A 26,324-nucleotide genomic window follows, 5' to 3' on the forward strand; every position below is an offset into this window, starting at 1 on the left:
GAAATTTTTTCAGGCCCGACCGAACACAACGGTCGGGTCTCTGTTTTTGAAGGAGGAAATGATGACCGCCGATTCCCAGGGCAACGACCTGCAATCCGTCAAGTACGTCGTCACGTCCATGATCAAACTGGCGCCGTATGATCCGACCAAGCGGCTTGTGGCCGCTATGATCGCGTCCGGTGTCAAGGATCCGATCACCACGCTGGGTGATATTTTCGCGGACGGCTCGTTTGTTGGTCTGATCACGTCCGATGGGGCACCGCAGGATGCGCGTGACGCGGACGATGCGATCGAGTTCCATCAGCCGGGCTACCAGTTGAACGCGGACCCGTCGTTGACGCTCCAGTTCACGGTCGCGGAGGATAATGCGCTGACGCGTGAGATGACGATCGGCAAGCCCGACGCTGATGGCGTCTACCACGTGAGCGACACGGTGCAGGACACTAAATGGTTCGCATATCAGGAGACGGTGTACAAGGCTGGTCCGCATCGTCGTCGTCTGGGTGTCGTGCAGATCACCGGCAACGAGCCGGCGCAGGATACCCGAGGCGAGGTCTCCGGCCTCGCGCTGACCGCCACGTGGCAGAAGGATGCGACGGTTGATGACGGTAACAGCCGTTACCTCCAGTCCTACTACACGCCGGAAACCGGTGGCGGTGATACACCGTCTCCGACTGTGAAGCCGGTTGAGTCTATTTCCGTGTCTCCTGCGACCGCATCGGTTGAGGAAGGCAAGGACGTGACGTTTACGGTTGGTTTCACGCCGGCTGATGCGTCTGATCAGGCGTATACGGTCGTGTCCTCGGCCGAGGCGAATGCGACGGTCGCGTCTGCGGGCAATAAGGTGACCGCGCATGGTGTGAAGGCTGGTAAGTCCACGATTACCGTGACGTCGCATGATGGCGGGAAGACCGCGACCGCTCAGTTGACGGTGACTGCTCCGGCTCCGGCTCAGCACGCCTACTATGGTGCGGCCGACAATAATCTTGCGGCCACGTTCACCGCCGACTTCCTCAAGGGCCTGACCGCGAAGGAGGTCACCGCCGAAACCGTGAAGGCCGATTACGATTACACGCCCAACGCCAGTGCGAACAATGGTGACGGCCAGTATTTGGTGTTCGCGCTTCCGACCGCGTTCGCGAAGCCGAAGTTCACCAGCTCCGGTTTCACGTTCCCGTTCACCAAGACCGCGACGGTTGATGTGGATGGTGTTCCCACCGACGTGTACACGTCGGACAACATGGCGACCGTGAACGTGACGATCACGGTCGGCTGATGAATACCCGTAATGATGATGGTTCGGCCGTGCTGGGCGAGGCCCGGCTCGGCCAGATGAGACTAGGAGAGGCTTCCATGGCAGACAAGTACAGGCCCGGCGTCGTACTGGGTGGCATATTGGGTCCGGTCGGAAAGTTCCCGATCGTTCTCGCGGAGAACATCATGTTCGCGGACGGCACCCCGCTCAAGGACTACATCGACCAGCACGGCGGTGGTACTCCCACCCCGTCGCTTGGCGTGCTGACCGTTACCGCGACCGCCATCGAGAACGGTCAGACGATCACGGTCGCTCCCGATCTCGCGGACGGCGAGCTGCGCCGTTACAGGATCACCGACGCGAACACCGCGCCGACCATCGCGTACGATCAGGCGCTCGTCAAGGCGGACGGCTGGCTGGACTGGCCGGAGAACAATCAGGTGTCGGGCGCGGAGGGGCAGATCATCACGGTCGCGCATGTGACTACGCAGGGCGCGTACGCGCGTGCCGTGGGCACCGCGACCCTGCCCGCGCCCCTCACCACGGACGCGAAGCGCCTCGTCATCGACAAGACCACGGCGACGGGCGTGGCGGGTACGGATGTGACGCTCGCGGTCACCGCGTCCGACAATGCGACCGATCTCACGGTCACGTGGACGTCAAGCGCCCCGGATGTGGCCGCGTTCACCAAGGTCGGTGCAGCACCCATGCACAAGATCCTCACTCTCCTCAAGGAGGGCAAGGCGACCATCACCGCGCACGTGGACGGCTACGAGGATGATTCGTTCGAGTTCACCGTCACGGCCGCGTCCGCCATCGTGCCGACGTCGATCGAGGTGACGCCGGCCGGACCGCTCACCCTCACTGCCGGCCAGAAGCAGACGATCACCCCGAAGGTGCTGCCGGAGGGTGCGCCGCAGGACGTGACCGTCACCTCTGACCATCCCGACATCGTGTCGGTCGAAAACGTTGAGGGGGGGGATTTAGCCTAACCGCGCTTAAACCGGGTAACGCCTCGATCACGGTCGCGGCGAAGGGCATGCCCGCGGTCGCGGCCTCCGTGGCGGTCGTGGTCACGGACCCGGTCCTGCCGGTCCTGCCCACTCCCGCGCCCGCGGGCGCGACGCTGGACGCGACGCACGTCAAGTACGCGAAGCAGGCGTTGAAGCTCGTCACGCCCGAGGGCGGCATGAACCTCGATCACGCGTTCGACGGTTTCACGGCCACGGCCGGCACGACGATCGGCGTCTGGTACTGGGTCGCGCCCGAAAGCCTGCCCGACGCGAGGATCAACGTGGTCGCGTTGAACGGCGGCAAGCTCACCTCCATCGCCGGCGAGGACACGGGCTTCGGCGAGCACGCGGGCTGGAACCTCGCCCTCTACCACGTGGACGAGGCGCTGACCGCGAACACGGTCCTGCGCATCCAGCCGGCCGGCACGATCTGGGTGGACAGCATCGTCCTCGACCCGCTCAAGGGCCACAAGGCCCGCCTCGTGTTCACCCACGACGCCACGCCGGATGATTTCGCCGCGCACATCCTGCCCCTGTACGTCAAGCGCGGTCTCGTCGCCGCGTACAACATCACCCACGACGCCACGCCCACCACGTACCCGGACGACACGCTCCGGCCGCTCGTGGACGCGGGCATGCTCGACATGGGCGTGTACTCGAGGCCCCATGGCATGACCGGTGATCTGCCCGACTACACTACGGGCGACTGGACCCAGATCTCCAACCAGCTCGCCTCGGCACGCCTCCAGTCACCGTTCCCGCGTCCCAGCTTTGTGGCCAGCACGCAGAACAAGACCGGCAAGGCGTACGACGAGGCCCTCACCAAGACCGGCTGGCCGCTCATCCGCGCCGGCTGGATGTACGGGGTCAACGCGTACACGACCTGCTTCGACCCGCAGTACCGGGAGATCGCCACCATGAGCGTGGACCTCAACGGCACCAGCCCGGCGGAGGCGCGCATCCAGAGCATGCTCGACGCGATCGATTTCGCCGTCGAACACAACCTGACCGTCACCGTCTGCCAGCATCAGGTCATGCCGGACGACCAGGTCGCCGACCTGTCCGGTCGTGGCGCGCTCGTCATCAAACAATCCGTGTGGGAGCGGGTCCTCGACCACGTCAAACAGCTCGTGGACGAGGACCGGATCGACGTGGTCACCATGCGCCAGATCGCCGCCGTGGAATACCCCGACACGCTCGCCGCGTGGGACAAGAAAACCAACTAACCCCAGCAACCCCTTCCTGTGAGTGGCTTGCGGGCCCTCTCACAGGAAGGAACATATGGTCTATTCTCCTCATGAATGGCGTGACGGCGACATACTGTCATCACAGGCCATGAACCAGATCGAACAAGGGGTGGCCATGCCCTCGCCGGTCCATTACCGGGACGTGACCGACCTCGCCTCGCCGGTCGATATCGGCGAACCCACGGCGTTCGGCCCCGCAGCCCTCTCCGCCGGCAACGGGATCGCGGTGGACGCGACCGGGCAGAACTGCGGCGTCATATGGACGCTGCCGGCCACTGCAGCGCAATGAGGGTAAGTCTCCAATGCTTCTTGGTCTCCTCATCCCAGACAAGCTGAAGCCCTTGGGCGACGAGTCCACCGGCAGCCGATAGCGCCAATCCAGCTAACGTCAGATTATTGACGGCAGTTTTGACGGTATCGACAATTGCCTCACGGCTTACTCCGGAACGGGAAATGGGATCGCTAAATAATGTGGTACAAGCAGCAGCAATAAACAGAAAGTACGCTGCATAAATAATCGCACAAACAATGCCATCGCAATTAGACTTGTGATCGCCCGTATCGTCGGTGTTGTCGGTTTCTTCCGTTTCGGTTTGAGTGGTCATATCCTTAGCCTCTTTCCTGTTCGTTTAGGACGTTCTCATTCTCCGCCGGTTACCTTATCCACGGCAACCGGTGTCACATTATTCGTCCCCGTGGGGTCTTCAGGAACCTTACCTCACGGGGATTTCCCCTTAAAGGGTTCCTCCTGTGAGAGGGTCTACCCTTTCTACCTCTCACAGGAAACACACAAACACAACAGAAGGGGGAAACGTAGAAAGGAACCGATCATGATTGCCGATCACGCTTGGACGCCGACCCCCGCGGATTTTGACTCGTGGACCGACGAGGACGAACAGGCCGCATTGACCGAGGTCGCGCAGGCCACGCAGGTGCGTCACATCATCAAGGACAACTCGTATTGGGCTCTCGTGCCCGGTGGCAACATCTACAAACTCCCACTTTACCTCTCCATCTCCCAGTTCGAGGGACTCTCGTCCGCGGAATCTGACGAGGAGTCGTTCGCGAAGATCAAGAGCATTCTCAGCACTTTCGCCGGCCCCGAACAGGCCGCCCGTCTCGAGGACGAGCCGCTGCAGGTCGCGTACAACCTGCTGCAGGACTATGGTGAGACGATCGCGAAGACTCAGGGGGTCGCCGATCTGGGAAAATCCGCGAATTCTGCCTCACCCTCCACGGCAGCACTGGAGTAGCGGTCCGCGCCGACTTCGCACGCGCCGGATGGAGCCTCGAACGCGACCTAGGCCGACGCCTCCGCTACATCGACGCGATCGCCCTCCACGAATCGTTCTCCACTGACCCGCGCACCTACACGGGCGCCGCGAACCTCGGACTGAGCTTCCCCATGGGCGGCGTCGACATCGTCGCCCTGATGGCGTTCGGCGGCAACCGTCTCCTCGGCGATCTGGCCGGCGGAGACAAACCCGGACCGACAGCGGAGCCGGAGATCAGCGCGAGTGAACTGCAGGCGGCACGGCAGACCATGAGCCGCATGTTCGATTGAAATAACCAGGATAGAGAGAGGAGCCGTGATGGCTGGAGGAGCAGAGGTCGGCACCGGTCACATCTCCATATTCCCGACCATGAAGGGCTTCCGGAGCGCGGTCAACAAGGAGATGAAGGGCGCCGGAAAGTCCGGCGCCACTCGCTTCGGCAGCGCGTTCGGAAGCGGAGCGTCGAAACTCGGCAAAAGTTTCGGCGACTCGTTCAAAAAGGGCTTCAATTCGGCCGGCGGAGGCATGGGCGCGGACATGCTCAAACCGTTCCGTCAGGACGTGGCACAGGCGACATCTAAGGCGTCCGCGGCGCTCCTCAACTATCGTCAGAGCACGGTCAACGTGCAGGCCGCGCAGGACAAGCTCAACGCGGCCATCGCGAAATACGGGCCCGAATCCACGCAGGCGCAGACCGCCGCGATCAACCTCGAGAAGGCACAATTGCGGCAGGCGCAGGCGTTGGAGAAATCCGAGGCCGCGGCCGAGAAGAAAGCCGAGGCGCTACGTGTCCTCAAAGCCGCCGAGGCCGAATTATCCACGGCGAACGCGAAAAGCACCAGCTCGCTACGAACCATGGCCTCCTCGTTCAAGGCCGGATTCCAGAGCGTCGAACGCGGCCAGTCGAGCTTCACCGGCCTATCCGGCGCCCTCGGCTCGCTCGCCCGCAGCCTCCTAGGCATAGACGCGATCTGGAAACCGTTGGGTGCTAAAATCACATCCTTCTTCTCTTCCGCGTTGACGAGCGTCGGCGGTTTCGCCACCCAGTTGGGTGCCAAGATCAGCAACGGCCTGTCCGGCGCGATCAAAACCGTCCAGTCAACAGCGGCCGGACTCGGATCGAAACTCGCGAACGGATTCGCATCGGTCACCAGTACAGTGGCCGGCAAGCTCGCCCCACTGGGACAGAGGGTCAGCACGATCGCATCCACGGCGGCGTCGGCCCTCGCCAAACCATTCCAGACGATCGGCATACGATTGGCTGGACCCGTCAATAGCGCGGTCGGCGTGATCTCCAAACCGTTCATGGCGATCGGCGCGAGGATCGGGCCGCCGATCAGTTCGGCAATGGCCGGCATCAGCAGCACGGTCGGCCGGTACACGTCGGGCATAGCCACGGCCGCGTCCGGCGTGTGGGCGAAACTCCCCGCGGGCGCGCAGTCCGCGGTATCGTCCATCGGCAGCGCGTTCGGCAGCATGGCGCGTGGAGCCGCGTCTAGTTTCCAGTCGCTCGGCAAGGAAGCGCTCGGCGCGCTTCAGGGGCTCGCGACCGGAGCGGTAGCGGCGATCGGCGCGGGCGTCACCGCGATCGGCGCCAGCGTACTCTCCGCCGGCAAGCAGGCGTTGGACGCGTACGCGTCATGGGAGCAGGCGGTCGGCGGCGTCGACACCCTGTTCAAGGACGCGTCGGGCAAGGTCCAGTCGTATGCCGCCGAAGCGTACCAGACGGCGGGCGTGAGCGCGAATGACTACATGAGTCAGGTCACGTCATTCGCGGCCTCGCTGGTCAGCTCTCTCGGCGGCGACACGTCCAAGGCCGCCGACATGGGCAACCGCGCCATCATCGACATGTCCGACAACGCCAACAAGATGGGCACCGACATGGAGCTCATCCAGCAAACATACCAGTCAATGGCCCGCGGAAACTACGCCATGTTGGACAACTTGAAACTCGGGTATGGCGGTACGAAGTCGGAGATGCAGCGTCTCATGTCGGACGCGAGCAAGCTCCCCGGTGTGATGAAGGAGGGCAACGACCTCTCCATCGACTCGTTCGCGGATGTGGTCGAGGCCATCAGCCGAGTCCAGCAGCATCTCGGTATCAGTGGTACTACGGCGCGTGAGGCGGCGTCCACGATCGAGGGCAGCGTGAACGCGATGAAGGCCGCGTGGGGCAATTGGCTCGCCGGCCTCGGTAACGAGAACGCGGACATGGGCGCCCTGTCGCAGCAGCTCGCCGAAAGCATCGGAACCGCGTTAAAGAACATCGTTCCACGCATCGGCGTGATCGCGAAGGGCGTCGTCGGCGCCATCCCCGCACTGTTCGGTGATTTGGTCAACACGCTCCCGCAGCCATTCCAGGACGCGGTGAACGCCATCGGCGGCGTGTTCTCCAACCTCGGCAACATCTTCGCGCCGATTCAGGGTGCGATTGCACCGCTTGCGGCCGCGTTCGTCGCGTTGGGCGCGAGCGGCATCAGTCCGCTGCTGTCGCAGATTCCACTGCTGGGTGGCGCGCTCGGCGGATTGACCGCTCCCCTGTCGGTGCTTGGCGGTCCGATCGGGTTGATCGTGACCGCGTTGGGCGCGTTGATCGCGACGACACCTCAGTTGAGTGCGGCGTTCACGGAGATGGCGTCGGGTATCATGTCGACCCTGCTGTCGGCGTTTCAGGCGATACAACCGTCGATCACCGCGTTCCTGTCGGCGTTGACGTCGTTGGCGTCCGCGGTGCTGCCAATTATCATTCAGGTGTTGGCGGCAATCATTCCGGCGATTCAGCCCATCGTCGACATGCTGGTATCCTCGTTGATTCCGGTGATCCAGAACGTGTTCAACACGGCCACGCAGGTCATCAACGCGTTGATGCCGATCATTCAGGCGCTGCTCCCGGTCATCTCGACGGTGATTCAGTCGGCCATGCAGCTGATTCAGGCGCTCATGCCGCTTGTGCAGAGCGTGCTCGGCATCGTGACCGGCGTGGTCAACGGCATCATGAGCGCGATCCGGTCGGTGCTGATTCCGGTGATTCAGGCGATCCTGCCGGTCGTGCAGGGTGCCGTGTCCGGCGCGATGGGCATCATCCGCAGTGTCACGGGCATCGTGTCCGGCGTGATCGGCGTAGTCGTCAACCTGATCAACGGCAACTGGCGCGGCGCTTGGAACTCGTTCAAAAGCATCGCAACGAACGGCGCAAATCTCGTCAAGAGCGTGCTCAGCACGTTCATGGGCGCGATCAAGGGCTTGTTCGCCGGCGCCGGCAACCTGCTCGTCGACGCGGGCAAGGCCATCATCAACGGCCTCATCCGCGGTATCAAATCCATGATCGGCGCGGCCAAGAGCGCGATCAAGGGCGTAATGAACGCCATCGCCGGATTCCTGCCCCACTCCCCCGCGAAGGAGGGCCCGTTCAGCGGCCGTGGCTGGACCCCGTATTCGGGTCGCGCATTGGTCGAGGGTCTGGCCGAGGGCATGACGGACGCGGCACCGGTCGCGGTCGGCACCATCCGAAGCGTGATGGGTGATATCAACGGCAGTCTCCGTGGAGCGAAGGCTCGCATCGGCACGGTCGTGGACACGGTTACCCGGTCCATGCCGGCCGCGGGCACGACGGTCCAGCCGAGTGGCGGGGTGTCGGAGGATGCGATCTACGAGGGCATGACCCGCGCGTTGGCGGGGCTCCCGCAATTGCAGGTCTACCGTACGCCTCGACAATTGGCCATGGCGACCGCACCATACGTTGATAGCGAGCTCGCGAAGCGCCGTGAGAAGGGAGTGAGGTGACATGAGTCAGTTGCGCCGATACGGCACGTTCGACCGTTTGCGTATCCCGGTCGACGACTCCGGTCTCCGATTGGCAGGCAAACCGATCAGCGACTACGGTATCAGTCTCATCCTCGGCGGCGTCGAGATCGACGTGGGCGACCCGGTATCGGATTTCGCGACGGTGCCCGGCATGTCCGGCAGCGTCAACCGGTCGCTGCGCGACGCGTCCGGGCACACGTTCACCGACCGGCGGACCATCACCATGCATGTGGCGACCACGGGCAGTGAAATGGACGCGTGGGAGACCAAGGTCACATTGGGGTCGCTCGACGGCATGGACATGACCCTAGAATGGGGCGTCATGCCCGGCTGGTACGAGGGGTATCTCACCGTCGGCGCATGGACCGACGAATACGGGCACGGCGGCATCTACCGGTATTCGACCTGCGACCTGACCCTCCTCGCCCAGCCCGATCTCATCGGCCGCGTCCCGCTCGGATTCGAGTTCGGCGTCACCCCGGTGTCGGCGCATGTCAAGGGCAACAGGCCGTCACGTCCGACCATCCGCGCGGTCCCGCCGGCCGACACCAAACGTCTCTACCTGACCATCGGTGGTACCGCGCTGATCTATGACCTGACCAACGCGGACGGTGCCAGGGAGCTCGTCGCGGACTGTGAAAATCGTTCGAGTACGTTCGGCGGCACGGTGATATTCCCCACTGTCGACAGCGATTATTCGGCGCTCGTGCCGGGCGTCATCACGGCGAGTACGAGCGCCGGCACCGCGAGCCTCACGTACCGGCCCCGCTATCGGATCTAAGGAGGTTGTCTCGTGAGATTCATCCTGTTTGACCGGTGGGGCACTCCGAAGGGCGATATCGCGAACCCGGTGGAGGCGGTCGTCAAACGCGGCATCTCGGACGAGTGGTCGGATACGCTTGACATGACGTGTGACACGGATGTGGCCAAGGGCGACCGGCTCCTCGTCAACGATGGCGAATGGCGTGAGTACATTTGCGTGAGTCCCGAGGACATTAGAGAGGACACGCTCGTCTCCACCCCGCATTTCGAGAACAGCGTGCAGGAGCTGCAAACCGCGAGGTATATCGAGGAGTATCACGAGACGGTGGTCACGCCCCGTCGAGCGCTCGAATATGTGCTGCAGGGCACCCGATGGCAGGTCGACCAAATCGCCACCGACATGAACGCGATCGAACTCAAACTCGAACGCATCTGCGGCTATGACGCGCTCAAGCAGATCGCGGACACGCTCGGATTGGAGATCGCGACCCGTATCAAGATCCTCGGCACTGGTACGGGCGTCGAGCAACGCTACGTGTCGCTGGTGCATCGCGTTGGCGAGGATACGCGGCAGCGGTTCGAGTACGGCGCGAACCTCACATCGGTGCGTCGCACGTTCAGTGATCAGGATGTGATAACCCGCCTCTACGTGTACGGCAAAAGCGTTTCCAGCGGCGAGGGCGAGGATGAGAAGCCGATCACCATCACCGGTGTCGCCGGCAAACCATACCTCGACGCCGACCCGAAAATACTCGAGGAATGGGGCGTACCGGACGGCAAGGGCGGCAAACTCCCCGCCTACGGCGTCATCGAACACACCGACATCGACTCGGTGAGCAAACTCTACGATCAGGCGGTCGCCGATCTCGCGGAACTCTCGAAGCCCCGCGTCACCTATGAGGCGGACGTGGCGTCCCTCGAAGCGGGCGGCGTGGACACGTCCAAACTCGACATCGGCGATCTCATACAGGTCGTCGACACCTGTTTCACGCCCGCCCTGCGATTGCAGGCGCGCATCGTCGCCTACGATGAGGACCTGCTCAACCCCGCCAATTCTACCATCACGCTCGGCTCGATCATCGAAACGGTGTCACGCCGGCAGACGCAGGCGGCGCGGACGACGCAGATCGTGACGTTGGGCAAACCGGTGTGGGATGCGGCGTCGACCACGGCGACCGCGGCGCATGACACGGCGACAAGCGTTTCGGGCGAGGTCACGGGACTGTCCACGCGAGTGGAGGACGCGGTCAAATCGGCCGCGTCCGCACAGACCATGGTTCGGGCGGTCGGCGGCATGACGGACGTCACGGTCACCGTCGCCGAGTTCGCGGACAAACTGTCCGCGACCAAGGCCGTGAGCGGTCTCGCAGCGTCCATGGTGGCCGGCCCGCCACCCGACCGAACCCAGATGAGCCTATGGGTCGCATGCCAGCCGATCATCCTCGACCATGACACGGACGAGACGATACCCGCCGGGGCGATCCGCGTCGACGTCAAAACCAAGCCGACCGCTGACCTCATCATCAGGCTCGCGGCGCTCAAGGGGGCGAGCACAGTATGACGATACTCCAGGTGATAGGCGGTGTCGGTACGAGTTCGGGAGGCGGCACGACGACGCTTGATGCGGCCGGCGTGCTGCTGCTCATCGGGCAGGCGTCCGCCGGCACGATACCCGGTGATACCGCGGCCGCCGCCGCGTGCAAGGCTATCGGGGTCACCGTAATGACGTTGGACAAACTCAAGGCGGATACGGCGACGGTCGCGAAGATCAAGACGGACAAGACCGCAATGGCGATCATCCGTACGAGCGCGGACGCCGTGAAGGCGCTCGGCACCGGCACAGTGGACGTGACCGACCCGGATCAGATGACCGCGCTGGCCGCGAACCCCGACGGGTTGAAGGCGTTCTGCGGCAGTCTCGATCAGATCAAGGCCATGGCCAAAACCGACGTCAACGCCGGCACCATCGCCGTGCTACAGGCCATCAACAGCAGCATTCAGCTGGTGCAGGCGGTCTACGATACCGTGACCGACCAGAACAGCGGGTTCACCCTCAAGATCGAGACCGCCGAGGACGTGCCAAGCAGTCTCAATCAATACGGTACAGGCGACTATGCGGGCACCGGCATCATCCTGTGCGCTACGGGCTACTGGAATGACACGAGTCAGCATGGTCTCGTGTCCGTCAACGGCACGCAGGTATCCGACGGCACGCTCGTCAACACGCAGCAACCCAACACGGTCACCCGCGACACCGTCGGCGCCATCGCCCTCCCCACCGCAACATTCGACGAGGACAGCGACGGCTACATGGCGATACGCGTCTACACGACGACCTGACACAATCCATCAACCCAACCAACCGTCTCAAGCCACTCCCCCACCGGAGTGGCTTATTTATTAGGAGCAGCAGCATGGTACTGGACACATTCCGTAAAATCCCGATCAGCATCGACTTGGCGAACGATCGCATCGACCCGATCCGCGTCAATCAGGGCGACTACAACGGCCGATTCCTCTACGTGATGATCACCGACGACCACGTGCCGGTCACCGATACCGGCATCACCGCGCGTCTCACGTTCAACACGTCCGGCGCATACACTCAGGGCGCGGCCGCCGCGTATGCCGCGGACTCCCCCACATCATCCGATCTGGACCCGACCATGGTCGGCGATTTCGTGCCCATGAGCCGCGTGCAGGGCGCGCCGACCGCCACGTTCGCGGTCGCCGTCCCCGCATCCGCACTCACCCGCAGCGGCGAGGTCGTCATGGGCGTCGACATCATCGACTCGAACGGCAGCGTCATCGCAAGCCGCCCGTTCAAAGCGCTCGTCGACCCCTCCACCATCAACTTCAACCTCAAACTCTCCGACGGCCGCGGCTACCTCGAGGCAATGTACACGACCATGCAGGAGCTCGCCGAGAACACGCAGGAGTGGGCCAAGGTCGCCGAGGACGCCGCGAAAAACTTCGGCATCTCGATCGGCACCGTCACCACCGTCGAAAGCCCCGCGGACGCAAACGCGACCATCGACTCGACCGGCGGCACCAAAGTCCTCAATTTGTGGATTCCCCGCGGTAATCCGGGGCCGCAGGGCGTCCAGGGCGAGCAGGGCGTCGTCGGTCCTGTCGGGCCGAAGGGCGAGGTCGGCAGTGGTCTGCGTATCATCGGCGCCGACACCGATGGTTCCTCCCGCCCGACCACCGGACTCACGGACGGTGATGGCTGGCTGATCGGCGACACGCTCAGCGTGTGGGTCAAGGGCGAGTGGAAGAGCATGGGACGTTTCACCGGCCCGGCCGGACAATCCGTATATCTGGCCAGCGTGGTGATCGAACCGAACACGCAGGTGTCCACGTCGAGCATCACGGTCGGTGTCGGCCAGACCCTCAAGGTCGGCGACGGTATCATCGCGACCGATGGCCGCATGTACGCGGTCAAGGCGATGACCACGACTCTCGTCACCGTCGGCGATTTGATTGGCAACATGAACGTCGGCGTCCAGGGGCCTGCGGGACCAAAGGGCGATCCGGGGAGTCAGGGGTTGCAGGGGCCCAAGGGTGATCCGGGGCCGATGCCGTTCGACACGATCTCCAGCGAGGTCGTGTCCGCTACGGATCAGATCGGCGTGGAACTCGTAAAGAACGGCGACAGGACCGACGCTCATTTCAAACTCCCCGCTGCCGGTCCGAAGGGTGATAAGGGAGATCCGGGCCCGAAGGGCGATCCGGGCGAATCCATCATCGGCCCGCAGGGTCCGCAGGGTCCGGCCGGTCCGCAGGGTGAGCCGGGCAAGGATGGCGAGTCGGGGGTGAGTGAGAGTCAGGTCGATAGCATGATCAGCAGCGCGACCCGTAATTTCATTACCGAGTCCGAAGCGAACAGCAGTTTCGTTAGCAAGGGGGATTACACACCCCTCGACTCGCAACAGCTCACCATCGGCGGTGGAGCAGGCACGATAACGATATCTTCGAGAGGCATCGTGATCGAGTATGGTCAGGCAAAACTCAAGGCGACCAGTAGTCAGGCGTCGATCGAGTATGGCGGACAGGCGTTCATCTGTGCGCCGGGCGGTGCCAGCGTGATGGTGGCCGGCAGGAGCTACACCTTCCCCGGCAAGCTCGCCTAGAGGATTACACATCCCTCTGGCCTGTGGGTAGTGTGTTCCTGAACATCGACGGTACTAATCCGTCGCAGTTCATCGGAGGCAGCTGGCGGCAGATCTCCGAGGGGCGCATGATCATGGGTGCCGGCAGCGGGTACCCGGCCGGAACGATGGGCGGTCGTTCGCAGGTCACACTGACCACGAATGAAATGCCCCGCCACCAGCACGGCCTGACGCTACGCCGCAGCTCCGGCAATACCGGTGACGCCGGCACCTTCTCGGCAGGCAACGGATCGGGCAGCACGTCCAGCTACCCGAGCGATTGGGCCGGTGGTAGCCAGCCGTTCAGCATCATCCCGCCCTACATGGCGATCTACGTGTGGCAACGGACCGCCTAGAAGTTCGTCGCTCCCTTCGCTCCGTTGATATGCACACCGGAACTGTTGACCATTATGTTGTAGGAGCCGAACGCAAGCGCGCAGTATCGGCTGTTGAGGTCCACGTGGGCCTCACCGTAGATGAGCTGGAGCGCGGTCGTGTTAATGACGAGCCGCCCCGAACCGCCGCCTACGGTGAGAGTCGTGGAATCAAGCGACGTATAGTCGGATCGCTGCACATACCGGTTGTCAAGGGATGTGTAATCCTACTCGCCAATTCGTACGAGGCCGCAGCGTCCGTACGTGATGCTGCCGCCGCTGGACGTCGTTTCCCACGTGAATCGCACTGTCTGGTTCTTCGACAGTGGCGCGAGGGTCATTCCGGTACATGTCTGCGCCGAACCATCGTAGGAGCCGTTGCCTCCAACCGCTACCGCGCACTGAGCGGACGCATTGCCCGCGCTACAGATGATCGACGCGGACGTGTTACCGCTGCCGACCATCGAGCCGATACGTGCCTGCCAGTAGATCAGGTACGTGCCGGACTCCGGCGCGGACAGACTGCCAAGCGTTCTCCCGTTCGCCAGACTGCTGCCGGACAGCGAGCCACTATCATTCGGCTGGGATGTGTAATGCCTTATGCCAGTTAGCTGGGGAAGGGGTAGGAGCGTCCATTGACGATGACGCTGGCTCCGCCCGGTGCGCAGACGAAGGCGTTGTTGCCGTACTCGATGGAACACTGGCTGCTGATCGCTTTGAGTTTGGCGCTACCGTATTGGACTGTGACACCACTGCCGGTGATTTCGATCGTACCTACGCCGCCACCGATGGTGAGCCGTTGCGAGTCAAGGGGTGTGTAATGCCTACGCGCGCATCAGAGCCTTTTCCCACGTTCGCTGTGCGTCCTTGAGCACGTCGGTGTCGGGCCGTAGGTAGTAGCGTGCCGTGGTCTCGATGCTCGTGTGTCCTAGTGCTCGGCTGACTACGGCGACATCCACGCCCGCAGCCAAGGCGGTCGTCGCCCAACTGTGACGGAGGTTGCGTCGTGGTACGCACGGCAGATCATGTTGTCGGCACCATGACCGGTATCGGCGGTCAACCTGACCGGGGTTGAGATCACCGACGAGCCTCCCCTTGGCCTTGATCTGACGTAGCCGGTTGACGGCGAATCGAGGTAGCACGATGGTACGGCGGCTCAGCTCGGTTTTTGGCTCCACAATCACCTCACGGCCGCCAACCCATTGCACGCCGCGCAGGATACGGACCATGCCGGTCGTCAGGTTGATGTCCGCCCATTCCAGGCCGAGAGCTTCCTCGGGGCGCAAACCAAGCGTGACCGAGCAGATCAGCCATGCCTCCAGTTCGTGATCGTAGAAACCCTGTAGGAGCGCACTCACCTCCTTGGCGTTGAGCGTGTCCGGTTGATACACGGGCTTTTTCGGCGCTTTGACGCGCATGGTCACGTACACGTTCAGGAGTCCCCAGCGAGTGGCCTTGCGAAGCATCGCTCTCAGCAAGCCCAATGCCTTGCGGGCCGCTCCCGGCGTGGGAATGGACGCAAGCCATAGCTCGATGCGCTCAACCGTCAACTCGTCGAGTTCACTCCCGCCAAGTTCGGGCGCGATGTGAATGCGCCACGCACTCTCATACCCGGCCAGTGTGCATTCGCGCAACCCCTCGCACGAGGGGCGGAAACGCTCAACCCAGAACTCCTGTAACAGCATTGTTCACCTCCGGAATCCCCCGCGCCGGACGGCCTCGTGCCGCCTCGCCACCGTGGGGGATTCCGCCTAGTCAAGGGAGACCCATTGACCGAAGACCTACCAACATGGGCGACTATTCTCATCGGCATCCTCAGCGGCGGCGCCACCGTCCCACTTGTCACATGGGTGCTCTCCCGCATCGACCGAAAAGACCGTCTGCTCACCAAGGACGATTTGGACAAGGCGCTGGAGAACAGTCAGGTCATGCGCGACGTACAAGCCAAACTCGACAGGGACTTCCACCGCCTCGAGGAGTCCGAACGCGACCGGCGCGGCATCAAACGCGACATCCTACGCCTCGAACTGTTCGCCCACACGCGTTCACGGACCCAGCATGAGCGGCAGCTCGAGGCCGGAAAAGAGTACCTCGCGCTCGGCGGCAACGGGCTAGGCCACGCCCGCTACGAGTGGCTGTTCCGCGACTACGAGCAGCGGCTGGCCGGCGACGACTGGGATTACACGATCTCCCACCACACCAACAACGACTAACCAACAAGGAGGAGAGCTATCATGGCTTATCTCAACGGCATTGATATCTCCAGCTATCAGGCTGGGATCAATCTCACGGTCGTGCCCTGCGATTTCGTGATCGTCAAGGCCACTCAGGGCACCGGGTACGTCAACCCGGATTGCTCGCGCGCGGTCGAACAGGCTCGCGGCGCGGGCAAACTCTTCGGCACCTACCATTACATTTCCGGTGGTGACCCTGTAGCCGAGGCCGACTATTACATTGACAACATCACCAACTGGATCGGCAAAGGCATGCTCTGCCTCGACTGGGAGTCGAATCAGAATCGGGCGTGGGGCAACGAGGCGTACCTTGAACGCATGGTCGAACGAATCATCGACCGTACCCACATTCCCCCGGTCATCTACGTGCAGGCCAGCCGTTACGCGCAGACCGCCGCCGTCGCGAAACGGCATAACTGCGGCCTGTGGATCGCCCAATACGCGAGCATGAGCACGACCGGATACCAGGCGACGCCGTGGAACGAGGGCGCGTACGCGTGCGCCATCCGTCAGTATTCGTCCGCGGGGCGTTTGAACGGGTGGGGTGGCGCGTTGGACCTCAACAAGTTCTACGGCGACCGATCCACGTGGATGGCGTACGTGACCGGAGGCAAGGGCGGCGCTGTGCCGTCGCCGGAGCCGGTCAAACCGGTCAGCCTCGTCGTGGACGGTTCCGCCGGTCCGGCCACCATCCGCCGCTGGCAGCAGGTAATGGGCACCACCGTCGACGGCGTTATCTCGGGGCAGCTCGTTCCCAAGGGGTACGCGCGGCCCGCGCTCAAATCCGTCACCTACGGTGGCGGCGGCTCGCAGCTGATCCGCGCCGTCCAGCGCAAGCTCAACCTCACTCAGGACGGCCTGCTCGGCCCGGCCACGATTCGCGCGATCCAGCAGCATCTGGGAGTCGCGGTGGATGCGAGTTTCGGCCCGGCCACCGTGCGCGCCCTCCAGACCCGACTCAACAACAACACCTTCTAACCGAGAGGAGATCTATCATGGCAGATCACGCAGCACCCGAAACCACTCCCACGCCGACCTACACGCCCGTGTTCAACGATACGGTGCGTACGGCGATCTATATCGTCACGCTCGTCGCCGGTCTCGTCGGCCTTGGCGTGAGCGCGTTCGGCGATCCGCAGGTCGGCGCATACATTTCCAGCGCGGCAGGCATCATCGCCGCAGCGTTCGGCGTCACCTATAATCCGGTGCGTCTCGCCGGCAAGTAGGCGAACTCCTTAGCAATTCCCTGATCTCCGCCTTGTCCTCCGTCTTGGAGGGCAGGGCGGTTTTCGCGTATCGACAGGCGTGTATGGCATGGTTGGCTGCTACACTAGAGCCATGCCCCGCAGTAGCGGGGATGAGCCGAGTGGTAGTTTCTGATTGCTACTTTGGTTTCAATCTGCCCCGCAGTAGCGGGGATTCTAGGGCCGGCGCAAACCGGCCCTACTCATTCTCCAGCGTTTTCAAACTCACAGGCTCTCCCTTTCGTGGGCGGCTGCGCAGCCACCGGAGGACGGTTTCCTCGAGCCATCCCGGTTTCATGGCCTGTGGGCGCGTGCCCACGATCACGTCGGGTTCGGGGAGGTCTCCCGGCCTTGGGTTGTTGGCTCGTCTGTTGTAGCAGGCACGCTTGTGGTATTGCCGGGCGCTGGCGTCGGTGATTCCGGCCAGTATTGCGATGTCGTGGAGGTCGAGATAGTGGCGTGTCGTCACGCGGCATCACGCCCCTCGTTGCGCAGGTACTGCTCGCGGGCCCGGTCCCGCTGGTGGAGCGCGTCGGTGCGGCGCTGGTATTCGGCTCGTTCCTCGTCGCTCATGCGCTTGAGGTCGTGGCGTCCGAGCGGCAGTCCGACCTTGGGCTTGGGGTGTGTGGCCTCGAAGCGGGCCAGCGCATCCTTGATGTCCTGTTCGATCTGCGCCTGCTCATCGTAGGAGACGATGAGGCTGACGTGGTGTTCGGGGCTGGCGAGGAAGTCGAGGATGGTGCGTGCGTCGTCGCAGTTCTCGATGTTGCGGATGATCGCGAGGGAGAGGCGGCGCTCGTATTCGCCTGCGGCGGTGTTTTCGTGGTTGGTTGCGAGGTATTCGTTGCGGAGGCGGGTTGCGTATGCGATCTGCTTTTCGGTGCCCTTGGTGATGGTCTTCATGTTTTGTCCTTTCCTTGCTGACACTTTTATATTACCACTGTGGAAACATAAGGCAAGTTCGAAACGCCGTGCCCATCACACCCCCAGACACTCCCGCGCCCACGCCTCGACCTCCCTGTTCTCCCGCTCGTCGCCGAGCAGCAGCAGCCACGTCGCCGGACGCTCCCGCCTCACGTCAGCCGGCACCAGCAATTTGATCAGGCCCTGCGCCTGAAGGAATTTCGCGGTCTGACTCAGACGGTTGCGTGCGGTCGTCCTTCGCGCGGTCATCATCGCCTCGAGGTCGCCGCCCTCGGCGATGATCTGCGCGGCCTTCTCCCCTCCCGCGATCGTCATGCCGAAGGCGCGTGCCGCCACGTCCCATCCGCGCGAGTAGCAGCGGCACGGTATGTGGCGGCGGCGCATCTCCTCGGTGGGCGGCCAGTCGTATGCGTTGTGTGCCATGTATGCGAGGAGCATGACTGCGGTCGGGTCGACCGCGACCTGTCCGCCTCGCGGTTTGAGCAGTCGCCCGGCTTCGGAGAGCGCGTATACGGCATCCTCGTTCCTGTAGCCCATCTCGTTCATCTTTCCTCCATGTCTCGCGATAGCATCTGGACATGGATTGCCTACCGGTTTTCCATCACGCCTCGGGATGCGCCAACATCGCCGAGGCATTTCGTTATCAATTAAACAATACCACACGATACCGGATAAACGGTAGCGTTCGATATGGGTTTACCGCGCCGACGATATGGAATAACCCATAGGATTACAAGAGATACAAGCTAGATACATGCTCAATACAAGTGCGGGGCGGCTCGGAGACTCCGGAATCAGGCCGAACGCGGGCGGTCCGTTGCCCACATTTTGCCCACACTCACCACCGAAACACCCAGAAAAACACCGAAAACCACCGAAATGAAAAAGCCGCTCAGCCCTACTCCCGTAAGGCCTTGCGGCTATTTTCCAATCCTCGAAAAACGTGGAGATGCGGGGAATTGAACCCCGGTCCGGTGACCGTACCCTCAGTCTTCTACGTGCGTAGTCTGCTGGCCGTGCGGCGGTTTTTCTGCCCCCAACGATGTCGCAGACGACTGTTGGCGAGCATATCCGCAGTACAAGTCCCGATGCAGCCCTGTGGCTCGGCTACATCAGCAAGTCTCCTAAACGACGCTCAGCTTCCCTCCGAAGACGAGAAGGAGTGAACGGAGCGGCTGCTCACTGGTTAATCCTGGCGCGAAGCTCAGGCAGCGAGAGCGAACTCAGTGCGGTTAGATTTAGCACTTATTCTTTTGCCGGGGGCATCCACGAGCGGACCCGGCGTTCTCGGCACGCTTCCCTGCGACGAACAGGTCACCGTCGAAACCGATCATCCCCAATCTTGAATTATCAAGCCCCGCCCATTCAGGCGGACAATTCAGCATACAACCGATATGCGCTTCGGCGCAAGTCGGCGTATGCCGCGACGGCATGGATCATGCCGTCGGCGAACAAACCCGAGGGAGCCTGACTGGCTGGGCTGAATGGCCTGTGACCTAGGCGCTGCGCGGTCTAGCGCAGCACCGGCCGCAGCGGGGCGGAGACGTCCACTTCGGTCTTGTCGCCGATCACCTTGGGATCGGACAGGATCTTGTCGACGACCGCCTTCTTGAGCTTCATCTGCGAGGAGTCACCCCACACGATCTTGTACTTGCCCTTGTCCTTGCCCATGTCGAGCTCGACGGTGACGGAGTCCTGCGTGCTCGCGGTCACCTTGGTGATCGCGTTGCGCATCGACTCGGGCAGCGAGTCGAGCACCTTGAGCGCCTCCTTGACGGCCCGGTTGTTGAGGCCGGAGGACACGCTCTTCACCTCGATCACGGGGATGCCGTCGGCCGACGCGCCGGCGACGGAATTGAGCACTCGGGCCTTCGAATCGACGGCGGTCATCGAGTCGCCGCCCGAGGCCTTGAGCATCGCGGCCGGACGCTGCGATTCGACGTTCACGGCGAGACCGTGCGGCCATCGCTTCGACGCCGTCGCACTGGTGACGCCCGGGATCGCCGACATACGTTCGGTCATGTCGCCGGTGTTGACCAGTACGAGGGAGCGCCCGGCCTGTTCGTTGACGATATTGCGGATGTCGCTTTCACTCACCCATTCGTTGGCGCCGGAGACCGTGACCTGTGCCGGGTCGAGCCGCAGCACCGGGGAGAGGAACAGCAGCCATCCCAGTGCGGCGACGAGCACGATGGACAGCACCGCGACGCCGATGCGCAGGACGGTGACCCTCATGCCGGCGCGCTTGCGCTCCTTGGCGCGTGCCGTGAAGTCGACGACCTTGGGTCTGATGGCGAGCCCCAGAGTGCCGGAGTTCTCCTCAAGCGTCTTGGCGACGAGATCCTCGCTGCTCAGACGCCGGGCGTCGACGAAGTCCCCCGGCTTGGAACGGGAGGGGTCGGGGGTGGATCCGGAGATCGCCTTGCGCGGTTTGCGGCGTCGATCACCGCCGGGATCCGCGCCGGAGCTGACGACGCGTCCCGCCATCAGTCGCAGCTTTCGCGATGCGCCTCGAGCGCGTGGAGGATCACCTCGCTCATATCGGTGATGTCACCGGCGCCGACGGTGAAGATGACGTCGCCGTGATGGGCGCGCATCGCCATCATCCGGGCGGCGAGCTCCATGTCGTCGACGGCCCGGAACTCCACGCCGGACATGCCCTGAGCCTCGCGCACGATGGTCACCGGCCCGACTCCCGGGAAATCGGCCTGCTTCTCGCGGGCCGGGAAGATGCCGGTGACGATCACGTCGTCGGCCTTGGCAAGGGCCTCGGCGAACTCGCGGGCGAAGAACTTCGTACGGCTGAACAGGTGCGGCTGGAACAGCACGCGGATCACGCTGTGCGGGTAGCGGCGGCGTGCGGCGTCGAGCAGCGCGGCGATCTCGGTGGGATGGTGCGCGTAGTCGTCGACGACCGTGACCTGCTTGACCACGCCCTTGACCTGGAAGCGACGCACGGCCCCGCGGAACGACGCGATGGCGGCGGCGGCATCCGCCGGGGCGACGCCCAGCAGCACAGCGGCGCTGATCGCGGCCGCCGCGTTGCGCGCGTTATGCAGTCCCGGTACTTCGAGCGAGACAGGCTGCTCGACGTCGCCGCCGCCGGTGACGGACGCGGGAAGATGCAGGGTGAAGCGTTCGGCGCCGGAGCCGGCGGATTCGCTCTCCGATTCGATATGCACGTACGCCGCACCGTTCAGCCCCTTGAGTTCGGCCGCATCGGGTGCCGTCGTGCCATAGGCGATGGCGTGGGAGGCGACGGACGGGTCGAGCGCGAGCAGCACGGCGAGCGCGTTCGGATCGTCGGCGCAGATGATCACATGTCCGGTGGCATGGCCGGCGTGTTCGACGAACGCGGCGCGGTAGTGCGCCTCGTCGCCGTAGTGGTCGAGGTGATCGGCCTCGCAGTTGGTGATGACGGCGATCTCGGGACGGTACTTCTCGAAGCTGCCGTCGGATTCGTCGGCCTCGGCGATGAGCGCCGCTCCCCCGCCGACGTGTCCGCCGTCGATGACCGACCCGTCCTCGCCCTGGATGGATCCGCCGATCGCATAGCTGGGGTCGGCGCCGCAGCGTTCGAGCATGTGGGCGATCATCGAGCTGGTGGTGGTCTTGCCGTGCGCTCCGGCCACGGTGACCGCGCGGCGACCGTGCATGAGCAGCGCGAGGATGTCGCTGCGGTGCACGATGCGCTTGCCGGCCTCGTGCGCGGCGACGATCTCTGGATTGTCGGGCTTGATGGCGCTCGAATAGACGATGGTATCCGCACCCTCCACGTTCTGCGCGCGCTGTCCGAAGGCGACGCTGATGCCCAGCTCCTCGAGACGGTCCGTCTTGGCGCTGCGCTCCCGGTCGGAGCCGGTCACGACGACGCCACGTTCGTGCAGCATCTCGGCGAGCACCGACATGCCGGCCCCTCCGATGCCGATGAAATGGGTGGATCCAAGCGCATCGGTGGTTTCGTCGGCGGCGAATGCGGCGTGCTCTGGATCGAGGATGATGGACGAAGTGGTGTCTGCGGTCACGGAAACGTACTCCTTGTGGTACAAGTCAGATCTTCAATCATTATGTCGTATGCGATGACAGACGACGAATGCGCCGGCGGGCGACGCCAGCCGGCTCAGGCGAGGTCGAGGATGCGCCTGGCCATCGTCTCGGCCGCGTCGCGGATGCCGTACTGCCAGGCGTGCGCGCCCATGTCGTGCAGCTGCTCCGGATCGTCGAGCAGTGTGGTGACCTCCTCACGCACCCATGTGGGCGTCAGATCCTTGTCGGCGACCATGATGCCGCCGTGCGCCTCGACGACCGGCTGGGCGTTGAACCGCTGTTCGCCGTTGCCGATGGGCAGCGGCACGTAGACCGCGGGCAGGCCGAGCGCTGTCAGTTCGGCCACGGTTCCGGCGCCGGAGCGGCATACGACCAGATCGGCGCAGGCGAAGGCCAGATCGATGCGTTCAAGATATTCGGCGACGTGGTAGTCGCCTCTGCCAGCATCGTCCGGACCAAGACCCGTCAGATGTTCGGCGCCGGCATTGACGTCGACGAGGCTGCGGACCTCGTCCGACTTGCCCCTGCCGGTCAGGTGCACGACCTGCGCGACCTTGAGCAGATCGGCGGAGGCCGCGGCCACGGCCCGGTTGAGGCTGACCGCGCCCAGCGATCCGCCGGTGACGAGCACGAGCGGACGGTTCGGGTCGACGCCGAGTTCGGCGGCGGCCTCGGCGCGCGCGGCGGCGCGGTCGGTTTCGAGCTTCGTCACCAGATCGGCGATGGCGGGGCGCAGCGGCAGTCCGACGCGTTCGATCGAACCGTCCGAGGCGGGCTTCAGACCGGTGCCGTCGTAGACGGTGCCGATGAACTCGGCCCAGCGGCTGCCCAGCTTGTTGGCCATGCCGGCCCGCGCGTTCTGCTCGTGGATGACGATCGGCAGACCCATCCTGTGGGCCGTGGCGTACACGGGCGCGGAGGCGTAGCCGCCGAATCCGGCGACGACGTCGGCCTCGCGCTCCTCGAGGATGGTGCGGACCTTGCGGGTCTCGGCCGCCCACTTGCCCGGGAACTTGAGCATGTACAGGTTGGGGCGTCTCGGGAAGGGCACCTTCTCGATGGTGTCGAGCTCGAATCCCGCGGCGGGGACCAGATCCTTCTCGAGTCCGACCGCAGTGCCGATGACGCTGACCTTGGCGTCCGGTTCGAGTCGGCCGATCGCGGCGGCGACGGACAGCAACGGGTTGACATGGCCGGCGGTACCGCCGCCGGCGAGGACGATGTGCTTCATGTTCTACGAGCATAGTCGCCCCGCCACGTCCTCGCGGCCATGACTCACAGCTTGGAGATGTCCGCCTTGATCTGCGGTTGCTGGCGCATGAAGCGCATGGCGACGCCGGAGATGGCCAGACACATGATCATCGACGAGCCGCCGGCGGAGATGAACGGCATCGGCACGCCGAACACCGGGAAGATGCCGACGACGACGCCGATGTTGACCATCGCCTGGCCGACGAGCCACACGAGGATGCACATGAGCACCATCGAACTGTAGCGGTCCTTGAGCTGCAGGGCACTGAACAGCAGGCACCAGCCGAGGATCACGAAGATGAGGATCACCATCGCGCAGCCGAGGAATCCGGTCTCCTCGCCGATGATCGCGAAGATGAAGTCGTTGTGCGCGGCCGGCAGGTAGTTCCATTTCTCACGCGAGTTGCCCAAGCCCAGTCCCAGGAATCCTCCGGAGGCGATCGCGTAGCGGGCGTGCATCGACTGATAGCAGATCTGCTGCGCATCGGCCGCGGAGCACTCCGTATAGGCGGCGAGGATGCGCTGACGGCGATTGGGGCTGGAGGCGATCAACGCCACCACCAGCACCGACATGGCGACGACGAGCATCGCCATCCACTTGCCGGGGAATCCGGAGATGAGGAAGGCGACGATGCCGATGAACAGCAGGATCATCGCGGTGCCGAGATCCTTGCCTCCGAGCACGAGCAGCAGGGACAGGCCGTACACACCACCGACCACGCCGTACGCCTTGACCTGCTCCTTGACGGTCCTCGCCCGGTCGTAGCGCCGCTTGGCGACGATCAGAGCCGAGGGCAGCCATATGCACAGGGCGAACTTGATGAACTCGGCCGGCTGGATGGTGAAGCTGCCGCCGACGCGGATCCATCCGGTGTTGCCGTACTGGCTGACGCCGAGACCGGTGAAGGTCAGCAGCTGCAGAGCCATGGCGCCGCCCAGGGCGACGATGCCGAACCTGCGATAGAACCTGATCGGCACGAACGAGAGAATGAACCCGACGATCAGGCCGACGATGCAGAACGCCGCCTGACTCAGCGAGCCGAGGAAGGGGGATTTACCGGACGAGGCGGCCGATACGGCGGAGCTGGAGAACACCATGATCACGCCGAAGACGCTCAATCCCAGCACCGACATGCGGAACCCGTGGTAGCACCACAGCGGATTGAACAGGCTCTGCGGCTGCGATCCCGGTGGTCGGCGACCGGACCGGCCGGGACGTTCAGCGTCCGTCATACGTCTTCACCCATCGCTTGGCGGCTTCGGTGAACTTGACGCCGCGATCGGCGTAGGAGACGAACTGGTCCATCGACGCGCAGGCAGGGGCCATGAGCACCACGTCGCCGGGTTCGGCGTAACGTCCCGCGGCCTCGACCGCACGAGCCATCACGTCGTCGTTCGGATCGGGGTTGATGACCGTCAGCGGCGTGTCCGGCGCAGAGGCGGCGAACGCGTCGATCATCGGCTGCTGATCGCGGCCGATGATCACGGCGGCCTTGATGGTGCGCTTGCGATCGGCGACGAGATGCTCGAACCGGCTGCCCTTGGCGAGGCCTCCGGCGATCCACACCACCGAGCCGTCGGCGAAGCTGGACAGGGAGGCGTTGGCGGCGTGGGCGTTGGTGGCCTTGGAGTCGTCGACGAAGCGGATGGAGCGTCCGGAGACGTCCGGCGTGCTCGTGGCGACGGTGACGATACGGTGGCCGCCCGGGTGGAAGGTCTTCAGGGCGTCGAGCGCCTGCTGCCTGTCCGCGCCGAAGCCGAGCACCAGTGCGAGCGCGGTCAGCGCGTCGGCGAGCAGGTGCGGGTAGATCGTGCCGTCCGGCTCCATCAGATGCGTGAACTCCGCGACCTGTGCGAGGCGTACGCTTTCGCCGACCTCTCCCCCGGCCACGCCGCTCCTGTCGACGATCCATCCGTCGGCGACGCCGATCTGGCCGGACTCGGGCTCGTGGAGCGTGAAGCCGACCCTGCGGCAGCCTTCGGCCGGTTCTGCCTCATGGGCCTTCTCGGTGACGAGCGGGTCGTCCGCGTTGTAGACAAGGGCCCGCGTGACGCCGTGGAACACCTTGGCCTTGTCCGCCGCATAGTTCTCGCGGCCGCCGTGCCAGTCGAGGTGGTCGTCGGCGATGTTGGTGATGGCGGCGCAGGCGAGCTCCAACGAATCGGTGAAGTGCAGCTGGAAGGAGCTCAGTTCGACGCACAGTACGTCGTGCTTCGGGTTCGTGGCGCAGCGAGACAGCGACATCGCCATGTTGCCGGAGGCGATGTTGCCCGCGGTGGGGGCGTCGTACCCGCATGCGGTGAGCATGACCGAGGTCATCTCCGTGGTGGAGGTCTTGCCGTTGGTGCCGGTGATGCCGATCCACGGCGCCGGACGGCCGGTGCGAACCGAATCGACGCGCAGACGCCACGCGAACTCGACCTCGCTCATCACGGGGATGCCGCGCCGCTGCGCCTCGAGGATGAACGGGGTGCGCGGATTGAACACCGGGGACGACATGACATAGTCGACCTCGTCCCAGTTCACCTTGTCGAAGGAGTCGAGGTCGGCGGTGGGCTTGCGCTCGTCGACGCCGATGACCCGTGCGCCCTGCTCCTTAAGCACTTCGGCCAGCGACGTGCCGGACACGCCCAGTCCCGCGATGACTACCGTTTTGCCTTTGATATCCATGATGGTCTTGCCCCCTGCATGTGCTTGCATTGATCGTTGTCGATCGTCACGGCATTATCCCAGCCGTGTGTTT

Annotated in this window: 26 protein-coding genes and 1 other RNA gene; 15 read left to right on the plus strand and 12 right to left on the minus strand. The window is 63.8% G+C overall.

Annotated elements, in window-relative coordinates; all coding sequences use genetic code 11:
• The first annotated feature begins 61 nt into the window (after nucleotides 1-61).
• The 4 genes from BW11_RS11470 (at nucleotide 62) to BW11_RS00935 (ending at nucleotide 3,804) form a co-directional block, all read left to right on the plus strand.
• Nucleotides 62-1,276 carry an Ig-like domain-containing protein gene (locus BW11_RS11470; protein ID WP_181162437.1) on the plus strand — a complete coding sequence of 405 codons (1,215 nt, stop codon included), beginning with the start codon at nucleotides 62-64 and terminating at the stop codon, nucleotides 1,274-1,276.
• A gap of 77 nt (nucleotides 1,277-1,353) precedes the next feature.
• Nucleotides 1,354-2,247, plus strand: a complete 894-nt coding sequence (locus BW11_RS11475) for an Ig domain-containing protein (RefSeq protein WP_181162438.1) — start codon at nucleotides 1,354-1,356, stop codon at nucleotides 2,245-2,247.
• Between the two features lie 47 nt (nucleotides 2,248-2,294).
• Nucleotides 2,295-3,494 (plus strand): hypothetical protein, encoded by a 1,200-nt coding sequence (locus BW11_RS00930; RefSeq protein ID WP_140444343.1) that lies wholly within the window; start codon nucleotides 2,295-2,297, stop codon nucleotides 3,492-3,494.
• Between the two features lie 55 nt (nucleotides 3,495-3,549).
• Entirely contained in the window at nucleotides 3,550-3,804 is a 255-nt protein-coding gene (locus tag BW11_RS00935; protein ID WP_140444344.1) for a hypothetical protein, read from the plus strand.
• Here the strand turns inward: BW11_RS00935 and BW11_RS00940 are convergent.
• On the minus strand, nucleotides 3,770-4,120 hold the full coding sequence (locus BW11_RS00940) for a hypothetical protein (protein ID WP_140444345.1): 351 nt from the start codon (nucleotides 4,118-4,120) through the stop codon (nucleotides 3,770-3,772). The genes BW11_RS00935 and BW11_RS00940 overlap by 35 nt on opposite strands.
• Before the next feature lie 225 nt (nucleotides 4,121-4,345).
• Here BW11_RS00940 and BW11_RS00945 point away from each other — a divergent pair, with 225 nt between their 5' ends.
• The 8 genes from BW11_RS00945 to BW11_RS00975 all read left to right on the plus strand — a co-directional run bounded on the left by BW11_RS00945 (nucleotide 4,346) and on the right by BW11_RS00975 (nucleotide 13,862).
• Complete coding sequence (locus tag BW11_RS00945; protein WP_140444346.1) at nucleotides 4,346-4,768, plus strand: hypothetical protein; 423 nt, start codon at nucleotides 4,346-4,348, stop codon at nucleotides 4,766-4,768.
• 152 nt (nucleotides 4,769-4,920) lie between these two features.
• Nucleotides 4,921-5,079, plus strand: coding sequence for a hypothetical protein (locus BW11_RS11480; RefSeq protein WP_181162439.1), 159 nt, complete (start codon nucleotides 4,921-4,923; stop codon nucleotides 5,077-5,079).
• 28 nt (nucleotides 5,080-5,107) lie between these two features.
• A complete protein-coding gene (locus BW11_RS00950; RefSeq protein ID WP_140444347.1) occupies nucleotides 5,108-8,572 on the plus strand; it encodes a hypothetical protein in 3,465 nt (1,154 codons plus the stop codon).
• A 1-nt stretch (nucleotide 8,573) separates the two neighbouring features.
• Entirely contained in the window at nucleotides 8,574-9,374 is an 801-nt protein-coding gene (locus tag BW11_RS00955) for a hypothetical protein (protein WP_140444348.1), read from the plus strand.
• A 12-nt stretch (nucleotides 9,375-9,386) separates the two neighbouring features.
• On the plus strand, nucleotides 9,387-10,916 hold the full coding sequence (locus tag BW11_RS00960; protein ID WP_140444349.1) for a phage tail spike protein: 1,530 nt from the start codon (nucleotides 9,387-9,389) through the stop codon (nucleotides 10,914-10,916).
• Nucleotides 10,913-11,695 (plus strand): hypothetical protein, encoded by a 783-nt coding sequence (locus BW11_RS00965; protein ID WP_140444350.1) that lies wholly within the window; start codon nucleotides 10,913-10,915, stop codon nucleotides 11,693-11,695. The genes BW11_RS00960 and BW11_RS00965 overlap by 4 nt, the downstream gene beginning before the upstream one ends.
• Nucleotides 11,696-11,769: 74 nt before the next feature.
• Entirely contained in the window at nucleotides 11,770-13,488 is a 1,719-nt protein-coding gene (locus BW11_RS00970; RefSeq protein WP_140444351.1) for a hypothetical protein, read from the plus strand.
• Nucleotides 13,489-13,511: 23 nt separating this feature from the next.
• Nucleotides 13,512-13,862 (plus strand): hypothetical protein, encoded by a 351-nt coding sequence (locus BW11_RS00975; RefSeq protein ID WP_140444352.1) that lies wholly within the window; start codon nucleotides 13,512-13,514, stop codon nucleotides 13,860-13,862.
• On the opposite strand, the gene BW11_RS00980 is transcribed toward BW11_RS00975, so the two are convergent.
• Together BW11_RS00980 and BW11_RS00985 are read right to left on the minus strand one after the other, a co-directional pair.
• Nucleotides 13,859-14,080 (minus strand): hypothetical protein, encoded by a 222-nt coding sequence (locus tag BW11_RS00980; protein WP_140444353.1) that lies wholly within the window; start codon nucleotides 14,078-14,080, stop codon nucleotides 13,859-13,861. The genes BW11_RS00975 and BW11_RS00980 overlap by 4 nt on opposite strands.
• 624 nt (nucleotides 14,081-14,704) lie before the next feature.
• A complete protein-coding gene (locus tag BW11_RS00985) occupies nucleotides 14,705-15,565 on the minus strand; it encodes a site-specific integrase (RefSeq protein ID WP_140444354.1) in 861 nt (286 codons plus the stop codon).
• Between the two features lie 84 nt (nucleotides 15,566-15,649).
• On the opposite strand from BW11_RS00985, the gene BW11_RS00990 reads away from it, so the two are divergent.
• Genes BW11_RS00990 through BW11_RS01005 form a run of 3 tightly spaced genes read left to right on the plus strand, consistent with a single transcriptional unit; the run spans nucleotide 15,650 to nucleotide 17,340 of the window.
• A complete protein-coding gene (locus BW11_RS00990) occupies nucleotides 15,650-16,093 on the plus strand; it encodes a hypothetical protein (protein ID WP_140444355.1) in 444 nt (147 codons plus the stop codon).
• Nucleotides 16,094-16,114: 21 nt separating this feature from the next.
• Nucleotides 16,115-17,092, plus strand: a complete 978-nt coding sequence (locus BW11_RS11635) for a GH25 family lysozyme (protein WP_219846710.1) — start codon at nucleotides 16,115-16,117, stop codon at nucleotides 17,090-17,092.
• 17 nt (nucleotides 17,093-17,109) lie between these two features.
• Nucleotides 17,110-17,340: a hypothetical protein gene (locus tag BW11_RS01005; protein WP_140444356.1), complete on the plus strand. Its 231-nt coding sequence runs from the start codon at nucleotides 17,110-17,112 to the stop codon at nucleotides 17,338-17,340.
• Nucleotides 17,341-17,557: 217 nt separating this feature from the next.
• Here BW11_RS01005 and BW11_RS01010 read toward each other — a convergent pair whose 3' ends face one another.
• From BW11_RS01010 to murD, 9 genes are all read right to left on the minus strand, one after another.
• Complete coding sequence (locus tag BW11_RS01010; protein ID WP_140444357.1) at nucleotides 17,558-17,827, minus strand: hypothetical protein; 270 nt, start codon at nucleotides 17,825-17,827, stop codon at nucleotides 17,558-17,560.
• Nucleotides 17,824-18,261, minus strand: coding sequence for a hypothetical protein (locus BW11_RS01015; protein ID WP_140444358.1), 438 nt, complete (start codon nucleotides 18,259-18,261; stop codon nucleotides 17,824-17,826). Before BW11_RS01015 ends, BW11_RS01010 begins: the two co-directional genes overlap by 4 nt.
• A gap of 75 nt (nucleotides 18,262-18,336) precedes the next feature.
• Nucleotides 18,337-18,828, minus strand: a complete 492-nt coding sequence (locus BW11_RS01020) for a hypothetical protein (protein WP_140476339.1) — start codon at nucleotides 18,826-18,828, stop codon at nucleotides 18,337-18,339.
• 395 nt (nucleotides 18,829-19,223) lie between these two features.
• Nucleotides 19,224-19,620: a transfer-messenger RNA gene (gene ssrA, locus BW11_RS01025) on the minus strand.
• 174 nt (nucleotides 19,621-19,794) lie between these two features.
• Complete coding sequence (locus BW11_RS01030) at nucleotides 19,795-20,769, minus strand: cell division protein FtsQ/DivIB (protein ID WP_043165284.1); 975 nt, start codon at nucleotides 20,767-20,769, stop codon at nucleotides 19,795-19,797.
• The gene (gene murC / locus BW11_RS01035) at nucleotides 20,769-22,307 is read right to left on the minus strand and encodes a UDP-N-acetylmuramate--L-alanine ligase (RefSeq protein WP_258184424.1); all 1,539 of its coding nucleotides are present in this window, start codon (nucleotides 22,305-22,307) and stop codon (nucleotides 20,769-20,771) included. Before murC ends, BW11_RS01030 begins: the two co-directional genes overlap by 1 nt.
• Before the next feature lie 95 nt (nucleotides 22,308-22,402).
• Nucleotides 22,403-23,560 carry a glycosyltransferase gene (locus BW11_RS01040; RefSeq protein ID WP_140444373.1) on the minus strand — a complete coding sequence of 386 codons (1,158 nt, stop codon included), beginning with the start codon at nucleotides 23,558-23,560 and terminating at the stop codon, nucleotides 22,403-22,405.
• Between the two features lie 44 nt (nucleotides 23,561-23,604).
• A complete protein-coding gene (locus BW11_RS01045; RefSeq protein WP_081887223.1) occupies nucleotides 23,605-24,813 on the minus strand; it encodes a putative peptidoglycan glycosyltransferase FtsW in 1,209 nt (402 codons plus the stop codon).
• On the minus strand, nucleotides 24,800-26,281 hold the full coding sequence (gene murD / locus BW11_RS01050; protein WP_140444374.1) for a UDP-N-acetylmuramoyl-L-alanine--D-glutamate ligase: 1,482 nt from the start codon (nucleotides 26,279-26,281) through the stop codon (nucleotides 24,800-24,802). Before murD ends, BW11_RS01045 begins: the two co-directional genes overlap by 14 nt.
• Between the last annotated feature and the right edge of the window lie 43 nt (nucleotides 26,282-26,324).

The sequence above is a fragment of the Bifidobacterium sp. UTCIF-38 genome, assembly GCF_006454495.1.
Lineage (GTDB): Bacteria > Actinomycetota > Actinomycetes > Actinomycetales > Bifidobacteriaceae > Bifidobacterium > Bifidobacterium callitrichos.

Coding starts and splice junctions, on each gene's coding strand:
- BW11_RS00935 (WP_140444344.1), top strand. CDS start 3,550: ATGGTCTATTCTCCTCATGAATGGCGTGACGGCGACATACTGTCATCA.
- BW11_RS11635 (WP_219846710.1), top strand. CDS start 16,115: ATGGCTTATCTCAACGGCATTGATATCTCCAGCTATCAGGCTGGGATC.
- BW11_RS01030 (WP_043165284.1), bottom strand. CDS start 20,769: ATGGCGGGACGCGTCGTCAGCTCCGGCGCGGATCCCGGCGGTGATCGA.
- BW11_RS11480 (WP_181162439.1), top strand. CDS start 4,921: ATGGGCGGCGTCGACATCGTCGCCCTGATGGCGTTCGGCGGCAACCGT.
- BW11_RS00955 (WP_140444348.1), top strand. CDS start 8,574: ATGAGTCAGTTGCGCCGATACGGCACGTTCGACCGTTTGCGTATCCCG.
- murD (WP_140444374.1), bottom strand. CDS start 26,281: ATGCAAGCACATGCAGGGGGCAAGACCATCATGGATATCAAAGGCAAA.
- BW11_RS00970 (WP_140444351.1), top strand. CDS start 11,770: ATGGTACTGGACACATTCCGTAAAATCCCGATCAGCATCGACTTGGCG.
- BW11_RS00985 (WP_140444354.1), bottom strand. CDS start 15,565: ATGCTGTTACAGGAGTTCTGGGTTGAGCGTTTCCGCCCCTCGTGCGAG.
- BW11_RS00945 (WP_140444346.1), top strand. CDS start 4,346: ATGATTGCCGATCACGCTTGGACGCCGACCCCCGCGGATTTTGACTCG.
- BW11_RS01045 (WP_081887223.1), bottom strand. CDS start 24,813: ATGACGGACGCTGAACGTCCCGGCCGGTCCGGTCGCCGACCACCGGGA.
- BW11_RS00965 (WP_140444350.1), top strand. CDS start 10,913: ATGACGATACTCCAGGTGATAGGCGGTGTCGGTACGAGTTCGGGAGGC.
- BW11_RS01020 (WP_140476339.1), bottom strand. CDS start 18,828: ATGAACGAGATGGGCTACAGGAACGAGGATGCCGTATACGCGCTCTCC.
- BW11_RS11470 (WP_181162437.1), top strand. CDS start 62: ATGACCGCCGATTCCCAGGGCAACGACCTGCAATCCGTCAAGTACGTC.
- BW11_RS01015 (WP_140444358.1), bottom strand. CDS start 18,261: ATGAAGACCATCACCAAGGGCACCGAAAAGCAGATCGCATACGCAACC.
- BW11_RS00930 (WP_140444343.1), top strand. CDS start 2,295: ATGCCCGCGGTCGCGGCCTCCGTGGCGGTCGTGGTCACGGACCCGGTC.
- BW11_RS01040 (WP_140444373.1), bottom strand. CDS start 23,560: ATGAAGCACATCGTCCTCGCCGGCGGCGGTACCGCCGGCCATGTCAAC.
- BW11_RS01005 (WP_140444356.1), top strand. CDS start 17,110: ATGGCAGATCACGCAGCACCCGAAACCACTCCCACGCCGACCTACACG.
- BW11_RS11475 (WP_181162438.1), top strand. CDS start 1,354: ATGGCAGACAAGTACAGGCCCGGCGTCGTACTGGGTGGCATATTGGGT.
- BW11_RS00950 (WP_140444347.1), top strand. CDS start 5,108: ATGGCTGGAGGAGCAGAGGTCGGCACCGGTCACATCTCCATATTCCCG.
- BW11_RS00940 (WP_140444345.1), bottom strand. CDS start 4,120: ATGACCACTCAAACCGAAACGGAAGAAACCGACAACACCGACGATACG.